This window comes from Duganella sp. AC237, from assembly GCF_979254035.1.
The window spans coordinates 3,442,635-3,461,609 of sequence record NZ_CEEDEW010000003.1 but is presented as its reverse complement, the minus strand read 5'-3'; the positions used below and the strand labels follow the sequence as shown (position 1 = coordinate 3,461,609).

Sequence of the window (18,975 nt, the reverse complement as noted above, 5' to 3'; positions counted from 1 at the left end):
TCTTTCAGAAAGGATTGGGGCTTATCGGGAGAATATTCGACTGGGTTTCCACAATAAGTTCGGTCTGGGTCGGCGATCCCTGGAATCGCAGGTCCAGCATACGCATCACATACATCACAAACGGATACTGCTTGCCGCCCAAGGTGCCCCAGAGATGATTGACTTCTTCCATGGCGGGGGAATACAGATCGAAGATCAGCCGGAATTGCGACAGCCGGTCCATGACGTTGACCGGCGCGTTGAGCACCAGCGATTGCGGCGCCACGCTGGTTTCGGTGAAGGTGTTCTCGAACTGGAAAAAACGGATCGCGCGCGACAGCATCAGCAAGGCGCCGGTATAGCTGGTGTGGGTGGCCGCGATGAGGATTTGAAAATTCAAAAACACCGGCGGGTTTTCATACACGGCCTTGTTGCTGATCAGATCGCGCATGACGTGCGGCGTGTTCTTGAGCGATTTCTCTTCCTTGATATTGACGATCTGCAGATTGAGCACGTCGCGGGAGACGCCGCCGCCGCCGGCGGCCGCCTTGAAGCCTTCGGCGATATTGCCAAGCTCGACGATTGGTGTCGCCGTTGGGCCGTATTCCTTCAGATGAAGGTTGAGCTCGTTGACGATGATGGTCAGCGCGTGCGGAATCACGTGACGTATCTCCAGGTAGACCTGTGGGTGGACCCGGCGTCCCTATCCGCCTGGCCTGCGACGCTAACGATCGCTAACTCAGCCAGAAGACTAGCAGCCCGGGCCTAAATATCAAGCTTTATCGTTTGGCATGCCAATAAAGCCACAACTTGCAAAGTGGCAGCGAAAAAACGGTTGCAATTAACTACAGCAACTCGTGTTATCGTATTGGTAAATTTTTATACGAGACTTTATGAACCACCGACTTCGCGCCGCCATCTTCGCCGCGCTCGGCATCATCCCGATGCCCCACGCCGCCGCCCAACAAGGCGAGGCGCCGCAAGCCACGCAAAGTGTCACCATCGCCAACTACAAAAAGGCGTCGCCGTGGTTCCGCGCCGAGAGCCAGCACTTCGTTGTCTACGCCGATACCGGGCGCGAAGCGGCGAGCGAACTGCTCAACAATCTCGAACGCCTCGATTTTCTGCTGCGCAGTTATACCAAGCCTTACCGCAAGGCCAACGGCTCGGAGCAGAAGCTCACGTTTTACTATCAAGACCGGGTCGAGGGCCTGAGCGGCATAGACGCCTTGGCTCCGGCCGACGCCATCGGCCTGTACAGCAGCTGCGCCGCCGGCGTGCAGGGCTTCGGCTTCCATCTGGGCCAAACGTCCGAGAACGAGGGCCTTTCCTACATCTTCGAAGCCTATACCCGCCACTTTATTTACCGCCACACCGACATCCGCGCACCGGCCGCGTTCATCGACGGCTTCGCGCAGTACTTCGCCAGCGTGCGCTTCACCGACGCCCAGATGATCGTCGGTAAAACGCCGCCCAACATCGCGCAATACCTCGACTTCCTCGACGAAGGCCACCGCTATAGCCTCGACTACACGGACGTGCTCGGGAACAAAATCGTCAACGCCAAAAACTACGCGGGCGACGCCGGCGTTCGCCTGGAATTTGCCGCCAAGTCCTGGCTATTGATGCACTACATGCTGGCTTCCGACGACAATCGCGGGCGCCTGAGCAAATACCTGAACTCGGTCTACCAGGGCAAGGACCCGGTGCCCGCGTTCGAGAGCGCCTTCGACCTGAACGCCTCGCAGTTGGGAACCGAGATGTGGCGCTACCGCCGCACCTCCGTCAAAGTGTTAACGGTCGACGTGCCCTACCTGCCCGCCGCCACGGTCAACTTCACGGCGTTGCCGGAAGCGGCCAGCGATTTCGTCATGCTCGATGCGGCCGTCAAAGCCTGTCCCGGCAAGCCGGCGGGCGAGGCGTTGCTCCGCAAGATCGCCAGCGAGGCCGGCAAGTTTCCGAAAAATGAGTTCGCGCAGATGACGTTGAGCCGGGCACGCATCGCTTTCGGCGACCCGAGGGAGGCGCTGCCGTGGCTGAAGCAGGCCATCGCTAAGAACGCCGGCAATTTCGACGCGGTTTATCTGTCGGGCCTGGCGAATTTGCGGTTGGCCGAGCAAAACCCGGGCACCGCGACGCCGGCTCACCTCCAGGCCGCGCAGCAACAATTGCTCAACGCCCGCGAACTGACTCCGGAGTCGGCGGACGCCGCCTACGCCTACTTCCGCGCCGAATTGCTGGGACGATCGGAACTGAGCGACACCGCGCTGGAGGGTGCACTGACCGCCTGGCAGAGCGCGCGCGAAGTCGGCGTCTTCGCCAGATCGGCGGCGTTGACGCATGCCTATCTCGGCAATTCATCGCAGGCGAAGATCTTGTTGAAGACGCTGGCGCTCAACACGCTCGATCCGAAAACGGCGGCGTGGGCGGCCACCTGGCAGCAAAAGCTGGCGGCAGGCGCGAGCCGCGACGATATTCTGGCTGAAATGCGCAGCGAGCAAACCGCCCCGGCATTCAAGGAATGGACCATCGACACCGAGAGCGTCATGGCCACGGTGCGCTACAACGCCGGCCTGGACGCCGCCCAGAATTACCTGTTCAACCAAAGCGTCAATACTGGCAGCCCGGAGAAAGTCCTGACGTCGCCGCCAACCAAACGATAACCCACGGCGCATATGGCGGTTTTCATAACGGTTATGCGCGTGAACGCACGGTAATTTAGCTTCCCGCGCAGTATGGTGCTCCAATAATAAAGGAGCACGATATGATCTTTACTCTCTTCCTCGTGATACTGATCGGCGTCCCCGCCATCATCCTCGGCACGCCGTCGCTGCGCCGCAGCCTGGTCACCCCGCATATTTTCGCGCTATTCAAGCGCATCTTGCCGGCCATGTCCGACACCGAGCGCGATGCCCTCGAAGCCGGCACCACCTGGTGGGACGCCGACCTGTTCTCCGGCCGTCCCGACTGGAACAAGTTCATGAAGCTGCCGCGTCCGACCCTGACGGCCGAGGAGCAATCCTTCCTCGACCACGAGGTGCGCCATCTGTGCGAGCTGGTCGACGACTGGGAAGCGACGCAAGTCTGGCAGGGCTTGCCGGCGCCGGCTTGGCAATACGCCCGCGACAAGGGTTTCCTCGGCATGATCATTCCGAAGGAATACGGCGGCAAGGCGTTCTCCGCCTACATGCATTCGCAAGTGGTGATGCAGCTGTCGACGCGCTGCTCGGCGCTGGCGGTGCAAGTCATGGTGCCGAACTCGCTCGGCCCGGCCGAACTGCTGCTGCACTACGGCACCGACGAACAAAAGAACTACTACCTCCCTCGCCTCGCCGCCGGCACCGAGATTCCCTGCTTCGCGCTGACCAGTCCCTACGCCGGCTCCGACGCGGCCGCGATTCCCGACACCGGCGTGGTGTGCATGGGCCAGTTCGAAGGCCGCGAGACGCTGGGCCTGCGCATCACCTGGAACAAGCGCTATATCACCCTGGGGCCGATCGCCACCCTGCTCGGCCTGGCCTTTCGCGTGGTCGATCCGGACGGCCTGCTGCCTGCCGGATCGAGCACCGGCATCACCTGCGCGCTGATCCCGACCACCCATCCGGGCGTGGTGATCGGCCGCCGCCACTGGCCGCTGAACGCCGTGTTCCAGAACGGCCCGACCAGCGGCGACAACGTCTTCATTCCGATGGAATGGATCATCGGCGGTCCGCGCCAGATCGGCAAGGGCTGGCGCATGCTGATGGAATGCCTGGCCGCCGGGCGCGCGATTTCGCTGCCTTCGGCCAGCGTCGGCACGGCCAAGCTGGCGGTGCGCGGCACCAGCGCCTATTGCGCGATCCGCCGCCAGTTCAAAACTTCGATCGGCAAGTTCGAAGGCGTGCAGGAGGCGCTGGCCCGCATGGGCGGTAATCTGTACATGATGGACGCGACGCGCAAGCTGTCGGCGCTGGCCGTCGACCTGGGTGAGAAGCCGGCCGTGATATCGGCCATCGCCAAATACCACGTCACCGAGCGCGGACGCGCCGTCGTCAACGACGGCATGGACATCCTCGGCGGCAAAGGCATCTGCATGGGACCGAGCAATTTCCTCGCCCGCGCTTATCAGCAGATCCCGATCGCCATCACGGTGGAAGGCGCAAACATCCTCACGCGCTGCCTGATCATCTTCGGCCAGGGCGCGATCCGTTCGCACCCCTACGTGCTGAAGGAGATGCAAGCCACCGCCGACAGCGACCATCGCAAGGCGCTGCACGATTTCGACGCCGCCTTCTTCGGCCATATGCGCTTCGTCTGCGCCAACGCCGCGCGCGGCCTGTGGTATGGATTGACCGGCGGCGGCACCGCGCCGGTGCCGGAGCAGGCGGCCGCGCAGATGGCTGGCTATTACCGCGCCATCGGCCGCATGTCCACCGCGTTCGCGTTGATGACCGATGTTTCGATGTTCGTGCTGGGAGGGGAATTGAAGCGCCGCGAGCGCATCTCCGGCCGGCTTGGCGACGCGCTGTCGCAGATGTATTTGGCCAGCGCCGCGCTGAAGCGCTACGAGGACGACGGCCGTCAGGTGGCCGACGCGCCCTACGTCCATTGGTCGGTGCAGGACGCGCTGCACAAGGCGCAGTTGGCCTTGGACGGTGTGCTGGAGAATTTCCCCAACCGTCCCGCCGCCATGCTGGCGCGCCTGCTGACGTTCCCATTCGGCCTGCCGTACTCGCCGCCGTCCGATGAACTGGGCAGCGCTGTGGCGAACGCCATGCAAACCGCCGGCGCAAGCCGCGAGCGGCTGCTGGCCGACGGCTTCCTGGCCGACGATCTGCGCGATCCGGTGGCGTGCGGCGAACTGGCGTTCGGCCTGCTGCCGCAGGTGGAGGCGGTCGAACACCGCCTCAAGCCGGCGGTGCGTGCCGGTCAACTGGAAGGCATGCCGCAAAGCCTGCCGGAGATGGAGCAGTGGGTCACGCAGGCCGCCGCCAAGGGCCTGGTCACGCCCGAGGAGCGCCGTGCTCTGTCGGACTTCGCCCGCTTCACCGACCTGTCGGTGCATGTGGACGACTTCCCGCAAGACCTCAACGCCGCCGCCGATGCCGACAAGCGCTGGCGCATGTCGGCTAAGGAAACACCAATCGAAGCCTGATCGCCGGGATAACCACTGCTCCACGTAGCGCGGATTAGGCGGAACGCCGTAATCCGCCATTTGTGAGTCGTCCACGGAACAGGCATGGCGGATTACGCTTCGCTAATCCGCCCTACGTGATTCAGCGGTTCGTCAAATCCTCGTTACTTCGCGGCGTTGATGATCCCGGTGACCACGTCGGGATATGCCTGGGTGCCGTTCGAACGATTGAACAATCCAGAGGCGTGGTTGCCGGTGAAGCCGCTATCCCAATACATCGGTACCACGCCGCGCTTGAACGCCGCTTGCGTGATGTACTGGTTCCACAGCTTGCGATACTTGCCCGCCGCGTCGACATTGCTGCGAAAGTTGGCCGAGTATTCGCCCAGGATCACCGGTATGCCCTTGTCGATGAAGTTCGTCTTCATCTTCTGGAACTGCGCGTCGGTGAACGACTCGTTGGCCCAGGTCTCGGTCGCCGCCGGATTGGTGGCGCTCGCGCCCCACTGCCAGATGTTATCGCTCCCGCTCAAGGTGAAGTTGTACGGATCGTAGTAGTGCACCTCCATCATCAGGCGGTTGGCCACCGAATCGGTCGGCATCGTGGCGTTGCAACCGACGGTGTAGTCGATGTTGGTCAAGTATCCCTGCACCACCAGGTGGCGCTGGGTGTTGTTGCCTCCCGTGGCGCGCACCGCATTAACGAAGGTCTGGTTGAAACCCTTTTGCACCGTGCAGTTTTCCGCCGTGGGGGCGCTGAACACGCCCTCGATATTGGTTTCGTTGGTGCCGGCGAACAGCAGATAGTCGTCGTAGGTCTTGAAGGTATTGCCGATCTGCGTCCAGAACTTGTTCAAGCGCGCGTTCACCGCCGCCTGCTGGGCGAACGATGGCTGCATCCAGCCGCCATGCCAATGGACGTTGATGATGACGTACAGGCCGGCCGTGCGCGCGTAGTCGACAACCTGCTTCACACGCGCCATCCAGCTGGCGCTGATGTTGTAGTTGGCGTCCGCATACTGGCTCCACGACACCGGAATCCGTACGCTCTTGAAGCCGGCCGCCTTGACACCGTTGAACAGCGCCTGGTTGGCTTGCGGGTTGCCCCAGGCTGTCTCGCCGCCGATCGCCTCCAGCGAGTTACCCAGGTTCCAACCCGGCGACATCTGCGCCGACAGCTGGAGGCTGGTCAGGTTGCGCACCGCGCCGGAGTTTTGTGCCTGCGCGGCCGGCCCCGCGCCCAGCGCGAGGCATAGCACCATCGATAACAAGGGTTTCATCATGTGACCTTTCGAGGTTACGTGGTTAGGACTGACGACGCTTTGCTGCAAAACCCGTCATCAGCAGTCCCGCCGCCAGCAGGACCACACCGCCCGGTTCCGGCACGGGGCTCGGTACCGGGCCGATGGCGGACATCGACAGGTCGTCCATCACAAACCAGCCCTTGTCGCGCGTGATGGTCAACCGGGAGACGTTGGCGAAGCCGGCTGGCACCCAGCTGTAGCTGCCGTTGATGGCGATGTTGCCGGTGCTGCCTATCAACTGGTTCGCCGCATCGTAGGCGGTGATATTGATCCACGTGGCCTTCGATCCGTTGGTGGCGGGCGTGGCGAACCACGCGCCGTCCAGATTGAATGCGGTGGCGCTGCTGATGCCCAGATTATTGACGCCGAAGCCGTTGGACACGAACTGCGTGCCGGAATGCGCGCCGTTGCTGTAGCCGTTGACGGCGGTATCACCCAGGAACCAGCTGTTGGTCCAGGTCAGGCCTTCGTATGGATTGTATTTGGAGAGCGTCGACAGCTTGCCGCCCGCGCTCACATCGTCGAAGTCCACCACGGCGGCATTGGCCGGCGATGCCAGCGTCAGGATCGCGCCGGCCAAAAAGCTAATCAGTATATTTTTCATCGTCTTCATCTCTCATTATTTGCAAGCGTCGCCGGTGACGGCGGGAATCGCCTCGCCACTGACCGTGATCCCGAATTCGGCGGTGTCGCCGGGCTGGATGTTGGTGTTCCAGCTCTGATTCGGCGTGGCCGTGTAAGTTGGCGGCGTGCCGGTGACGTCGGCGTTCCAGAATCCCTGGACGCTTGAGTTGTCGGTGTAAGTCCAGCTCACCGCCCAACCGTTGACGGCGGTCGAGCGGTTGTTCTTGATGCGCACGGCGGCGTTGTAGCCACCCGACCAGGACGCGGTGACCACGTAACTGCATTCGTTGACCGGCTGCGGCGTGACCACGGGCGGGCCGGCCGTCACCGGCGTCACCAGCACTTCGCCGCCCGTCGCCGGCGTGCCGTAGGCGATGCCGCGGCCAGCAGTGCTCATGTAGATACGGCCGAAGACGTTCATATCGCCGGTCACCATGCCGCCGTTGGCCAGTCCGCCATACTGGTGGGCGGCGTCGTTGACGCGCACCCACGTGGCGCCGGCGTCGGTCGAGCGCATCATCCCGTGCACGCTGCCCACCGTGCCGTGAAGGTAGACGGTCGGATAGCTGGCCTGCGGCGCGGTCTTGCCGAAACCGACCGCGTCGCACTGGTTCACCGTGGCGACCTTGTTGAACGTGGCGCCGGAGTCGGTGGAGCGCGACAGCCCGCTGCCATTCAGGCAAACCCACAAGTCGCCCTCGCGCCCCGGCGCCGGGCGAATCAGCTTGGAGCCGCCGGAAGCCAGGGTGCTTTTGAGGGCGAACGAGGCGCCGCCATCGACGCTGGCCAGCAGCTTGCCATTGTCGTAGGCGTAGAACTTGGATGGGTTGACCGGATCGGCCACCGGGCGCGCATTGCTGGCCGTGAGTCCGGAGACGGCGGCCCAGCTGGCGCCGAAGTTGGTCGAACGGTAGCTGACGGCCGAATCGGCGGGACTATGCAGCAAGGCGAAACCGTCGGCCGACAGCGCGAGATAGCCCTTCGCGCCGTTCAGCACCGCCGACTTGGTCCAGCTGGAGCCGCTGTTGGTGGTGTAGTACATATCGTTGCCGACGCGCGTCATGATGCGCGGGTCCTGCGCGGCGATGGCCAGGCCTGTGGTAGTGCCCATCTGCGGCGAGTGGCGCACGCCGTATTGCGCCGGATCGGCGTTCGTAAAGCCATCGAAATCCCCGATCACCGATACCAGCGGACCATTCGGAATGCTCTGGAAATCGAACGGCACGGTCTCCTCCAGCCCCGCCACGTTGAAGTCCCAGGTGGTCGTGGTGGCGTTGATGTCGTTCGTCTTGAACAAGCCGTTACCGGAGACCACCCACACCTTCTTGCCGTCGAACGGGTCGATTTCGACCGAGCCGGCCCAGTGGATCGAGGTGTCGGCGATCCAGTTGGCGCCCTTGGGGTCGAGCGCGAAGCCGCGCGCCACCACATCGGTCCAGGTGCGGCCGGCATCGCTGGAGGTGAAAATGCGGTCGCCGTATTGGTTGGCGCCCTGCTGCATCCAGGTGTTGATGGTGGAAACCACGAGGTGCTTCGGATCGTTGCGGTCGATGCTGATGCCGCCGAATGGACGCGCAAAGCCGGTCGGCGTGATGTTGGTCCAGTTGCCGCCGACGGCGTCGTATTCCCATACCTGGCCATTGTCCATCGGTTCGTCGGTGCCGGGATGCGGACCGGCGCCGTTGGCGTAGGTGATGTACAACAGCCCTTCGGGCGACAGCACCGCGCGCTGCGGCATCAGGCCCGTCGGCCCGCCCTCTACCGGCACGAAGGTCTCGCCGGCGTCATAGCTGAAATACAGGTTCGGGCCCGCCGAATCGAAGCGCGACACGCCCACGAACATGCGCTGCGCCAGGCCGCCGTCCACGCTGGTGGGATCGAGCAGCACGAAACTGACACCATTGTCGTTCGGCGTGCTGGTGACGTCGAAGCCGGGCATGCGGCTCCAGGTGGCGCCGGCGTCCGCGCTTTTAAACAAGCCGTCGCGGCGAGTGCCCGCGTACAGCACATTGCCGGAGCCGGGATCGACCTGCAGCTTCTCGCCGTTCTGCCGTCCCATGCCGTTGCCGTGGGATTTGAACTGGGCGCTGACGTCGGTGACGGCGAAGGTTTTGCCGTAGTCGCTCGAGCGCAGCACGGCGGTCTTGCCGCCGCTGAAATAGCTGGTGCCGGCCAGCATGTAGACATTGGCCGCGTTGCCCGGATCGACCGCCAGCGACTCGATGCCCAGCAAGCCGACATCGCTCTGGCCTATCCAGTCGGTCATCGACGCCCAGCGCGATTTGGCGGCATCCCAGCGATAGGCGCCGCCGACGTCGGTGCGGACGTAGACGACATCGCGTTCAAGCTTGCTAGGGACAACCCCGGTGACGAAACCTCCGCCGCCGATGGCGACCGAATCCCAGTGGTAGTTTTCCGCCGCGGAGACGAGCGGGATCGACAACGCTGCCGCAAGCAGCGCCACAACGGGCTTGGTTTTCATTTTTTGTCTCTCTTGGATTTATAGTTATCGCGCCTCTGGTGCGCGTCTGGCCATTCTGCGATGTCGTCAAGGCGTCCGCAATTACGAAAATCACCAGAGCGCTCAACGAAATTTGGCTTAGGAACTCTTACTAGCTTCAGTCATAAATTTGATTAGATCGCGTGGGCCGTTGACACCTGGAGGCGCAGTATCGATACTCATCCCAACTGAAAAATCAAAATATGCTGGAGACGACGGCGGTTGGCGGGACGTTTTCATTCGTGCTTTGCCGAATTTGCAAGATGCGGTAAAGTCTCGGAACCCGCTTCATAACGTCGTCACTAACACTGGTAAATACATGAAACTTCGTCACATCCTGTTCGTACCTGCCGCACTGGCCGCCGCCGGCGCGGGTTTCGCAGCCGACCGTTTGAACGTCACCGTCACGCACAACCTGGATGCGGCGCGTCCGTCGGAGACGATCACCATCCCGTGGACCGAAGTCAATCGCGTGCTGCCAGGCGCGCTGCTACAGCATATCGAAGTGAAGGACGCCTCCGGCCGCGTGCTGCCCTACCAGGTCACCAACGTCGCCCCCCAGGCCAAGGACCCGAAGAACGTCGGCATCGCCTATGGCGACCTGATTTTCCAGCATAACTTCGCCGCCGGCGAGAAGAAGGCCACCTTCACCGTGGAGAAGATCGAGGCGATGGCGCCGCCCTTCCCCAGCAAGGTCTCGGCCCGCTACATCCAGGAACGACTGGACGATTTCGCCTGGGAGAACGACAAGGTTGCGCACCGCACCTACGGCCCCGCGCTGGCGGCGCCCGCGCCCGAAGGCAGCGGCAAGGAAGTGCTGGTCACCAGCGGCATGGATATCTGGCACAAGCGCGTCGCCTATCCGATCGTCGACCGCTGGTACAACAAGGGCCACGACCATTATCACCATGATGAAGGCGAAGGCATGGACATGTACAACGTCGGCAAATCGCGCGGCGCGGGCGGCACCGGCATTTGGGACGGCAGCAACCTGTTCACCAGCGTGAACTACGCCAGATGGAAAGTCATCGCCAACGGCCCGGTACGCGCCATCTTCGAATTGCACTACGACGCATGGGACGCCGCCGGCACCAAGGTTTCCGAGGTCAAGCGCTTCACGGTCGACGCGGGCCACTACTTCGACCAGATCGAAAGTACCTTCACCTTCGCCGGTCCGCAGCAGCTCACCGCCGCCGTGGGCCTGAACAAGACGCCGGCCGACAAAGGCCAGGAAGCCGTTGTCAAGCCGTCGACCATGCCGGCCGACCGCGCGATGCTGCAGTGGGTCGAGCAGAAATCGAACGGCGCCTTCGGCACCGCCATCATCGTGCCGACCGCCGATGAAAAGGGCTATGCCGAAGACAAGCTCAATACGCTGATGCTGGCCAAGGTCGTCTCCGGTCAGCCGCTGCGCTACTACGTGGGCTCGGGCTGGACCCGTGGCGGCGATTTCGCGACCAGCGAGGACTGGCAAAAGTACGTTTCCGCGCATGCCGCACGTGTGCGCGCGCCGGTCAGCGTCTCGCTGGGCGCAAGCAAATAACCAGATAAGCAATGCAGTTCAAACCGGGCACTCCTTCCCTGCCAGTGACAAGCCGTCTCTCCTCGGCGTGGTTGCTGGCAGGGTTTTCTATTCTGGCGTTGGCCGCCTCCGGCCATGCCCAATCAGCTGCGGTGAGAGACACCTGGCGGCTCGCTTTCGGCGGTGGCAAACCGCCTGCCGGCTATATCGCGGTACAACCGGGCATGGACTACGACGAAAAGCGCGGCTTCGGTTTCGAGCCGGGCGCCGTGGTCCGCAATGCGACGGCCGGCGCCGGGCATCTTGTCGCCGACAAGCCCTTCTTCTTTTCCGTCGATCTGCCCGAAGGGAATTACAACGTCACCGTCACCTTCGCCGGCGGCGACTCCGCTTCCAATACCACGGTCAAATCGGAACTGCGCCGGCTGATGCTCGAAAACGTGTCGACGGCACCGGGAGCCGCGCTCAAACGCACTTTCACGGTCAACGTCCGCACGCCCCGCATACCCGGCGGCGATGGCGTCGCCGCCGGCAGCGTCAAGCTGAAGGCCCCACGCGAGACGGTGCAGGAGGCCTGGAACTGGGACAAACGCCTGACGTTGGAAATCAATGGCCCGAAGCCTGCCATCGGCGCCATCGAGATCGTCCCCGTCAAAACACCGACGCTGTTCCTGCTGGGCGACTCCACCGTTTGCGACCAGCCGGGCGAGCCGTATAGCAGTTGGGGACAAATGCTGCCGCGTTTCCTCAAGCCTGGCATCGCGGTCGCCAACCATGCCGAATCCGGCGAGACCTACCGCGATTCGCTGGCGCGCCGCCGGCTGGACAAGGTCGTCAGCGCCATGCGGCCGGGCGACACGGTCCTGATGCAGTTCGGTCACAACGACCAGAAGCAAATCAAGGAAAACAAGGGCGGGCCTTTCACCACCTACAAAGACGAAATACGCGCCCACGTCGACGCCATTCGCGCCCACGGCGGCGTTCCGGTCATCGTGTCGTCGATGGAACGCCGTAACTTCGACGCCGCCGGCAAGGTTGTACCGTCATTGCGGGACTATGCCGACGCCGCGCGCGACGCCGCGAAGGAGCTGGGTGTCGCCTTCATCGATCTCAATGCGATGAGCAAACCGTTCTACGAGGCGCTCGGTCCGGAGCTGTCGAAGCAAGCCTTCGCCGAGCCGGAGCCGGGCCGCACCGACAACACGCACCACAATAACTACGGCGCTTACGAACTGGCGCAGGCCGTGCTGACCGGCATGCGCCAGAGCGGCTTGGCCGTCGCCGCATTCATCGCCGACGGCTACGGCAATTTCGATCCCTCTCATCCCGATCCAGTGGCCTCGGTCGCGGTCCCGGCCAGTCCAAACTTCACCAACGAACGCCCGCTGGGCGACGAGGCAAACCAATAACATGAACATCACGCGGCGGCTGGCCGTTGGCTTTACGCTGGCGATGGCCAGCTTCGCGTCGCAGGCGGCCGACGCCTACGTCTTCGCCTACTTCACCGGCAACGGCGAGGACGGCCTGCATTTCGCCGGCAGCGCCGACGGCTACAAATGGGATAAATTGGGCGGCGGCCGCAGCTTTCTGACGCCGAAGGTCGGCAATTCCAAATTGATGCGCGATCCCTGCATCGTGCGCGGCCCGGACGGCACCTATCACATGGTCTGGACGTCGGGCTGGAATGAGAACAACATCGGCTATGCCTCGTCCAGGGACCTGGTCAACTGGTCGCCGCAACAGCAGGTGCCGGTGATGGCGCACGAACCGGGCTCGCTGAACGCCTGGGCGCCGGAGATCGTCTACGACGACAAGCGCGGCGAGTTCCTGATTTTCTGGGCGTCGACAATACCCGGGCGATTCCCCGCCACCGAGGGATCATCGGAAGAAAAATACAATCACCGGATGTACTACACGACCACGCGCGACTTTGTCACCTACGCCCCGACGAAGCTGTATTACGATCCGGGCTTCAGCGTGATCGACGCCAGCTTCGTGCGCGCCAACGGCAAGAACTACCTGATGGTCAAGGATGAAACGCGCAACCCGCCGAAGAAGTATCTGCAGATAGCGTCGGCGCCGGACTTGCATGGGCCGTTCGGCAAACTGAGTGCGCCGATCACACCGCCGGGCTTGTGGGTGGAAGGTCCAACCGCGCTGCAGATCGGCCAGGACGTGATACTCTACTACGACGCCTACACCACCAAGCACTATGGCGCCCTGCGCTCGCGCGACATGGTGAAGTGGGAGGACGTCACGGAGAAGATGCGATTCCCCGATGAGGGCACGCCGCTGCGGCTGCGCCATGGCACCGTGATCGCTGTCCCTGAGGAATTAGTCAGGAAGCTGAAGATCAGTTCTGAAACACGTAGGGCGGATTAGCGAAGCGTAATCCGCCGACCGGGAGCCGTCACAGGCCCCCGACCCTTGCCTTACTTCGCCAACAACTGCAACGAACTATCGTTGATCTCGAACTTGTGCGTCTTCAGCATCGTGATGACTTCGGCGCCTGCCAGCAGCACCGGGCCATATCCATGCGCCGCATAGACGTTCACCGGGCGATAAGCATAGAACGCCGGATCGAATCCCATCCCCGTCCCAACACAAACCCCTTCCACCTGTCCCTTCGCATTGACCTTGGTCGCCACAGCGTTCCAGGCCAGCATGACAGCCGGCGCATACGCCATCTTGTCGATATAGCCCTTGTTAATCGCCCGCGCCATCGAATACGCATAGATCGCGGTCGCCGAGGTCTCCAGGTACGTGTCGTTCCGGTCCAGCAGCTGGTGCCATAAGCCCGTGCCATCCTGATACGACGCCAATCCCTTGACGTGCGCGCGCAGCTGCTTCAGCACCATCGGATATCCTGGATGGCTCTTCGGCAGCACATCGAGCAGCTCCACCAGCGTCATCACCGCCCAGCCATTCGCGCGGGCCCAATGGAACTCCGGATGCACCTCCATACCCTGCACCCAGCCATGCATGTAAATGCCCTTCTGCTCATTGAACATCCGCTTCGAGAACTGCTCCACCTGTTTGACCGCATCGTCGTAGTAACTCGCGTCGCCGGTCAGCTTGCCCAGCTGCGCGAGCGCCGGCACCGCCATGAACAGATCGTCCAGCCACAGCGTATCGACCTGCGGACGCACGCGGCCCAGGGTGCCGTCCTTCAGGCGATGCTCCTTGGTGCGGATAAAGGTGATGCAGCTATCGAGCAGCGGCTTGACGTCGGCCTGCAAACCCTCCTGCTTGGCCTTGACGATGGCCGCGCACACCGCGCCGATGTCATCCAACGCGTGCGGCTCCAGCATGCCGCGCACCGGCGACTTGCTTTGCGGGTTGGATTTCATGCGAAGCAGCGTGGCCGGCGCCATATTGGCGAGCAGCGTCAAACGCTTGTCCACATACTCCTTGTAACGCTTTTCGCCCGTCGCGCCGCCGGCCGCCAGCATACCGGCGTACGTCACGCCCCATTCGTAGCTGGTCAGGCGGAAATCGCCCGGCGCCAAAACGGTGTCGTCGTCCATCTGGCTGAAATTGGTGATTTCTTTTTTGGTCTTGGCGTTGATCGCCTGCGCAGGCGTGGCGGCATCCAGATACGTAAACACCCGGTTCAGCACCTTGTTGACATCCTCGATCGACGGATTGCCGTATGGGGTGGGATAGTCGGCCTTCATCAAATGCAGCGGCGCCGTCATATCGTTGGCCGGCTTGGTGTCGGCCCAGGCCTGGCATGCCAGCGGGAGCAGCATGGCGGCGATGGCGGTCTTTTTCAGCAAAAGCTTAACTTTCATATGATGTGTCTCGTTGTTGTTAGTGTTTTAGGTAAACCGCCAGCGGATTGCCTGGCAAGGTTTGGAAGGCATCGACGACGCGCGCGGCATTGAACTGCGCGCCGGCTTCATTGGTGTGGGTGCGAGCGTCGGAAAAGTAACCGTTGACGGCACCGGCGCCGGCCTTGCGGTACGCTTCGCCGACCACCATTGTCAGGTCGGCAAACAGCGCGCCACTTTTGCGCGCCACTTCTTCGTCCCACTGCGCATAGTTTGCGAAGTCGCGGCCCTGCTCCCACACGTCGCGGTGCGGCACAGGCGACAGCAGGATCACGGTGGCGCCTTTGGCTTTGGCGTCGGCGACGTAGCGCGCCATGTACCAGCCGAAGGTGTGGACTTGTTCCTTGCTGCCATCCGGCCGCGTGTCCTCGACCGTCTCCGGCCCGGTGCCGGGTGCCGAACCGCGATTTTTACCGGCGGGGTCGCCAATGCGGGCGCCGTCGTTGTGGCCGAACTGGATCGCGACGAAGTCCCCCGCCTTCAACTGCGCTAACACCTTGTCCCAGCGCCCCTCGGTGAAGAAGGTGCGGCTGCTGCGGCCGCCGATCGCGTGGTTGACGACATTGATCCTGGCTGTATCAAAGTGAGGCGCGAGACGCTCGCCCCAGCCGATCGCGCCATTCGCGCCACCGCCTTTGACGGTCGAATCGCCGACCAGGAAGAGACTCGGCAGCGACGGATCGCGCGGCTTCTCCCCGGCGACCTTGCTGGCGTCGACCACCGGCCGGTCATCCTCGGTGGCGGGAACGGCTTGGCCGGCCGCGTTAAGGGCCCCCATGACGACTGGCGTGCGCAAGGCCTTGAGGCCGGCGACCACGGCGCGGGCGTTCAACTCGGCACCCGCCAGGTTGGTGTGGGTTTGCTCGTCCGGCGTCACTACCGGGAACATCTTCATCACCTCGTCGCGGCCCATCGTGTCGTACTGGCGGGCGACGATGCCATTCAGGTCGATGAAGCCGACCTTCTGCTGGCGCGCCACCTGCTCGGCCCAGCCGGCGTATTCGTTCTTGCTGCGCCGTATCTTGCCATCCTCTCCCCAGCTTTTACGCGGTATAGGCGAGCAGATAACGGCAGTGGCGCCGCGCGCCTTGATGTCGGCAATGAAGGTGCGCAGATACCAGCCGTAGCTGTGCACCACTTCGCGCTCCCCGGTCATCAGATTATCGATTTCCTCCGCCTCGTCGCCGATACCCTTGATGGTGCCGCGCGCGCGAACGTTATCGTTGAGCGGGCCGGCGTCGTTGTGGCCGAACTGGATCAGCACCACGTCACCCGCCTTGACGAAGGCGAGGCTGCGCTGCCAGTGTCTGGTGGTCAGATAGGTGCGGCTGCTCAGGCCACCGATGGCGCGGTTGACCACATTGATTTTGGCGGGGTCGAACATCGTCGCGAGCGGATTACCCCATCCCCACTGGCCGGCCGCGCCTTTACCCTGGCCCTCGTCCTTGCCGTTGCGGACCGTCGAATCGCCGATTAGTACCAGCGAAGGCAGATTCGGATTCGCCGGCTCCGGCAGCACCACCTGCGCGTTGCGCGGATCGGTGTTGACGGCCGGCGGCGGGGTCTGCGCCGACGCCACCGAGGAGGCCGCGACTGCTGCGGCGCAGCACAATTTAAGGATCAAAGCAAGGTATCTGGTCATGGCGCCAATTCTATGCGAGGATTTTTCGAGGCTCGTACTTCGAGCTTAAAGAATCAGAAAAATGAGCAATGTCCGTGTGGGTATGAGCAGACAATCGTAACCTTTCAACCTGTTTTGAGCTATCGATGATTATCAAGATCCTGATTTGCGCAGCCCTGATCCTCTCCAGTAGCGCGCACGCGCAGATCGGCAAGCGTTTTCCTTCCGAGCGCAAGGTGGTCAAGGACCCGGTCACCGGCACCATGCTGACCTTCCTGACCAGTACACCGAACGGCGACTCGAAGATCTATCCCACGCATCCGCAATGGACTTCGGACGGCAAGTGGCTGGTGTTCCGCTCCGCCCGAGTAAAGGGCGAGGCCATGGCCGTCAACGAGGAAACCGGCGACCTGGTACAGGTGACGGAGGGCGGGTATGTCGGCATGCTTAACCTGGCGCGCAAGTCGATGAAGCTGTACTTCATGCGCAAGGACGCCGATGCCAAACGCCTGCAGTTCGTCGAAGTGGATCTGGCGGCGCTGCTGGCAGACAGCAAGGCCGGCAAGCTCAAATCCGCCGACGCCTACCAGCGCATCTGCGGCACCACCGCGCCGGAACTGGAGGCGGGTGGCGACATGGCGCTGGACGCGGACGAGGAATGGGCCTACTTCCGCACTGGCCCCAACGAGGCGGCAAAGCACCTGGCGCCGGGGGTGAAGATCGAGAAGGCCTTCGGCCCGCGCAACATGGGCGCCGGCCCGAACGGAATCTCGCGCATGAATGTGCGCACCGGCGAAGTCAAACATGTGATCTCCGTGCCATTCCAGATCGGCCACATCCAGGCGAACCTGTGGAATCCGGGCGAGATCGTCTTTTGCTGGGAGACCGGCGGCAAGTCGCCGCAACGCACCTGGACGGTGAAGGCCGACGGCACCGGCCTGCGCCCGCTGTATCCAGAAGCACCGTATGAGTGGGTGACGCACGAAGCGGTGATCTCGAAGGATGAAGTGGCGATGGCGATCATGGGGCACCGGCCCATCGTCGAGGGTGGCGGCGGCGTTGGCGCGCCGGCGACCGGGGTTCAGGGCGCGAATCCCGGCCAGGACGAGGGCTGGGGCATCACCGGCACCCGGGAGAAGCCGAGCGGGCTGGCAATCGTCAACCTGCGCACCCGCGAGATGACGATCGCGGGCCAAACGCAGTCCGGCAGCGGCTTGTGGCACGTGCATGGGTCGGCGGATGGACGCTGGGCTGTCGGTGATGATTTCAGCCGCAGCGTCTACCTGATCGACCGCAAGACGCGCGAGATGGTGATGCTGACGACCGGGCACAAAACCACGGCGGCCGACCATCCCCATCCGACCTTCAACGCCGACGGTACGCGAATCCAGATTCAATCGGCAATGCTATCCGAGGATGGCCGCAGCATGAACATATGCATCGTGCCGGTACCAGAGGCGTGGTTAAAACGCTAATACAACTCCACCAGCTCCACACGGCGCAACTCATACGGCGCGCCCTCCAGCTGAAAACCGATACGCCCCGACGCCGGCTCGCTCCGGGTAACGCTGTTCTGAACAACGCCATTGATTGTGACATCAACCCTGCCATCGCGGCTGACGATATCGCAGACATTCCACTCCCCGGCCGCCAGCTCGCTGTCGGGCGCCGTGTGCGCCTTGATACGCGGTTCGGTGCCTTTGGGGGATGTCAGCGGCTCGGCAAAACTGGCGCCGGCCATCGGCAGCAAATCGCCGGCGTTCCCGCGTTTGGTCTGCACCTGAAGACTGAGCGGCCACACACGATCCATCGGACCGTCGCTGATATGCAGCAGGATGCCGCCATTACCGGGCTTGCCGCTCCAGCGCCACTCCACATGCAGCTTGTAGTTACGGTAGCTATCCAACGTGGCCAGAAAACCCGAAGGCTGACCAAGCGAAGCGACCACACCGCCCGGCAGCATGCGAAACACGCTGTCGATGCCGGCGGCAGGCGACGTCTTCAACTCCCAACCACTGAAATCCCGGCCGTTGAACAAATCCACCGCGCCCGCCGCGTGGGCCCAAAAAAACAGCAAAGCGGTGCATGCCATCCGATTCATCATCTGATACTCTCTCCAATATGAAAAAAACGCTCATTACCCTGATCCTCGGCGTCAGCGCCGGCCTGGCCGGCGCCGCGCCCACCGTCATCCAGCTCTGGCCAGAGGGGGTGCCCGGCATCAAAACCGACATCGGTCCCGAAAAGATCGGCGGTGGCTACAACTCCAACGTCAGCGAGCCGACACTCACCATGGTCGGTCCCGCAGTCGATCGTCCAAACGGCACCGCCGTCATCATCTGCCCCGGTGGCGGCTATGTGCGCATGTCCACCGCGCGCGAAGGCGATCAATACGCCAACTGGCTTGGCACCCTGGGCGTAACCAGCTTTGTGCTCAAGTATCGCATGCAGGAGTACGGCCACCCCGCCCCGCTGTAGG

14 protein-coding genes are annotated in these 18,975 nt (G+C 62.8%); 7 read left to right on the top strand and 7 right to left on the bottom strand.

Annotation, left to right across the window (positions count from 1 at the left end):
• Window positions 1–4: 4 nt before the first annotated feature.
• Window positions 5–640, bottom strand: coding sequence for a Pvc16 family protein (locus AC0IYS_RS15550; RefSeq protein ID WP_471705989.1), 636 nt, complete (start codon window positions 638–640; stop codon window positions 5–7).
• 232 nt (window positions 641–872) lie between these two features.
• Between AC0IYS_RS15550 and AC0IYS_RS15545 the strand changes: the two genes are divergently transcribed.
• Complete coding sequence (locus AC0IYS_RS15545; protein WP_471705988.1) at window positions 873–2,642, top strand: YfgM family protein; 1,770 nt, start codon at window positions 873–875, stop codon at window positions 2,640–2,642.
• Between the two features lie 101 nt (window positions 2,643–2,743).
• Entirely contained in the window at window positions 2,744–5,113 is a 2,370-nt protein-coding gene (locus tag AC0IYS_RS15540; protein ID WP_471705987.1) for an acyl-CoA dehydrogenase, read from the top strand.
• Between the two features lie 143 nt (window positions 5,114–5,256).
• Here AC0IYS_RS15540 and AC0IYS_RS15535 read toward each other — a convergent pair whose 3' ends face one another.
• The 3 genes from AC0IYS_RS15535 to AC0IYS_RS15525 are packed head-to-tail and all read right to left on the bottom strand — an operon-like array spanning window position 5,257 to window position 9,502.
• The gene (locus tag AC0IYS_RS15535; protein WP_471705986.1) at window positions 5,257–6,375 is read right to left on the bottom strand and encodes a glycoside hydrolase family 5 protein; all 1,119 of its coding nucleotides are present in this window, start codon (window positions 6,373–6,375) and stop codon (window positions 5,257–5,259) included.
• 22 nt (window positions 6,376–6,397) lie between these two features.
• Window positions 6,398–7,000 (bottom strand): PEP-CTERM sorting domain-containing protein, encoded by a 603-nt coding sequence (locus AC0IYS_RS15530; protein WP_471705985.1) that lies wholly within the window; start codon window positions 6,998–7,000, stop codon window positions 6,398–6,400.
• 15 nt (window positions 7,001–7,015) lie between these two features.
• Window positions 7,016–9,502: a cellulose binding domain-containing protein gene (locus tag AC0IYS_RS15525; protein WP_471705984.1), complete on the bottom strand. Its 2,487-nt coding sequence runs from the start codon at window positions 9,500–9,502 to the stop codon at window positions 7,016–7,018.
• A gap of 337 nt (window positions 9,503–9,839) precedes the next feature.
• Here AC0IYS_RS15525 and AC0IYS_RS15520 point away from each other — a divergent pair, with 337 nt between their 5' ends.
• From AC0IYS_RS15520 to AC0IYS_RS15510, 3 genes are all read left to right on the top strand, one after another.
• On the top strand, window positions 9,840–11,063 hold the full coding sequence (locus tag AC0IYS_RS15520) for a DUF4861 family protein (RefSeq protein WP_471705983.1): 1,224 nt from the start codon (window positions 9,840–9,842) through the stop codon (window positions 11,061–11,063).
• 131 nt (window positions 11,064–11,194) lie between these two features.
• Window positions 11,195–12,451: a rhamnogalacturonan acetylesterase gene (locus AC0IYS_RS15515; protein WP_471705982.1), complete on the top strand. Its 1,257-nt coding sequence runs from the start codon at window positions 11,195–11,197 to the stop codon at window positions 12,449–12,451.
• A 1-nt stretch (window position 12,452) separates the two neighbouring features.
• Window positions 12,453–13,424: a glycoside hydrolase family 43 protein gene (locus tag AC0IYS_RS15510; RefSeq protein WP_471705981.1), complete on the top strand. Its 972-nt coding sequence runs from the start codon at window positions 12,453–12,455 to the stop codon at window positions 13,422–13,424.
• Window positions 13,425–13,474: 50 nt separating this feature from the next.
• On the opposite strand, the gene AC0IYS_RS15505 is transcribed toward AC0IYS_RS15510, so the two are convergent.
• Entirely contained in the window at window positions 13,475–14,836 is a 1,362-nt protein-coding gene (locus tag AC0IYS_RS15505) for a glycoside hydrolase family 88/105 protein (RefSeq protein WP_471705980.1), read from the bottom strand.
• Window positions 14,837–14,855: 19 nt separating this feature from the next.
• Window positions 14,856–16,517, bottom strand: coding sequence for a rhamnogalacturonan acetylesterase (locus AC0IYS_RS15500; RefSeq protein WP_471705979.1), 1,662 nt, complete (start codon window positions 16,515–16,517; stop codon window positions 14,856–14,858).
• A gap of 125 nt (window positions 16,518–16,642) precedes the next feature.
• Between AC0IYS_RS15500 and AC0IYS_RS15495 the strand changes: the two genes are divergently transcribed.
• A complete protein-coding gene (locus AC0IYS_RS15495) occupies window positions 16,643–17,971 on the top strand; it encodes a TolB-like translocation protein (protein WP_471705978.1) in 1,329 nt (442 codons plus the stop codon).
• Here the strand turns inward: AC0IYS_RS15495 and AC0IYS_RS15490 are convergent.
• The gene (locus AC0IYS_RS15490; protein WP_471705977.1) at window positions 17,968–18,540 is read right to left on the bottom strand and encodes a 3-keto-disaccharide hydrolase; all 573 of its coding nucleotides are present in this window, start codon (window positions 18,538–18,540) and stop codon (window positions 17,968–17,970) included. The genes AC0IYS_RS15495 and AC0IYS_RS15490 overlap by 4 nt on opposite strands.
• 77 nt (window positions 18,541–18,617) lie before the next feature.
• Here AC0IYS_RS15490 and AC0IYS_RS15485 point away from each other — a divergent pair, with 77 nt between their 5' ends.
• A complete protein-coding gene (locus AC0IYS_RS15485) occupies window positions 18,618–18,974 on the top strand; it encodes a hypothetical protein (RefSeq protein ID WP_471705976.1) in 357 nt (118 codons plus the stop codon).
• Window position 18,975: the final 1 nt, after the last annotated feature.

Bases quoted from the DNA above. Each gene is read 5' to 3' on its own strand.
- AC0IYS_RS15520 (WP_471705983.1), top strand. From the start codon at position 9,840: ATGAAACTTCGTCACATCCTGTTCGTACCTGCCGCACTGGCCGCCGCC.
- AC0IYS_RS15510 (WP_471705981.1), top strand. From the start codon at position 12,453: ATGAACATCACGCGGCGGCTGGCCGTTGGCTTTACGCTGGCGATGGCC.
- AC0IYS_RS15530 (WP_471705985.1), bottom strand. From the start codon at position 7,000: ATGAAAAATATACTGATTAGCTTTTTGGCCGGCGCGATCCTGACGCTG.
- AC0IYS_RS15525 (WP_471705984.1), bottom strand. From the start codon at position 9,502: ATGAAAACCAAGCCCGTTGTGGCGCTGCTTGCGGCAGCGTTGTCGATC.
- AC0IYS_RS15535 (WP_471705986.1), bottom strand. From the start codon at position 6,375: ATGATGAAACCCTTGTTATCGATGGTGCTATGCCTCGCGCTGGGCGCG.
- AC0IYS_RS15485 (WP_471705976.1), top strand. From the start codon at position 18,618: ATGAAAAAAACGCTCATTACCCTGATCCTCGGCGTCAGCGCCGGCCTG.
- AC0IYS_RS15540 (WP_471705987.1), top strand. From the start codon at position 2,744: ATGATCTTTACTCTCTTCCTCGTGATACTGATCGGCGTCCCCGCCATC.
- AC0IYS_RS15500 (WP_471705979.1), bottom strand. From the start codon at position 16,517: ATGACCAGATACCTTGCTTTGATCCTTAAATTGTGCTGCGCCGCAGCA.
- AC0IYS_RS15545 (WP_471705988.1), top strand. From the start codon at position 873: ATGAACCACCGACTTCGCGCCGCCATCTTCGCCGCGCTCGGCATCATC.
- AC0IYS_RS15495 (WP_471705978.1), top strand. From the start codon at position 16,643: ATGATTATCAAGATCCTGATTTGCGCAGCCCTGATCCTCTCCAGTAGC.
- AC0IYS_RS15505 (WP_471705980.1), bottom strand. From the start codon at position 14,836: ATGAAAGTTAAGCTTTTGCTGAAAAAGACCGCCATCGCCGCCATGCTG.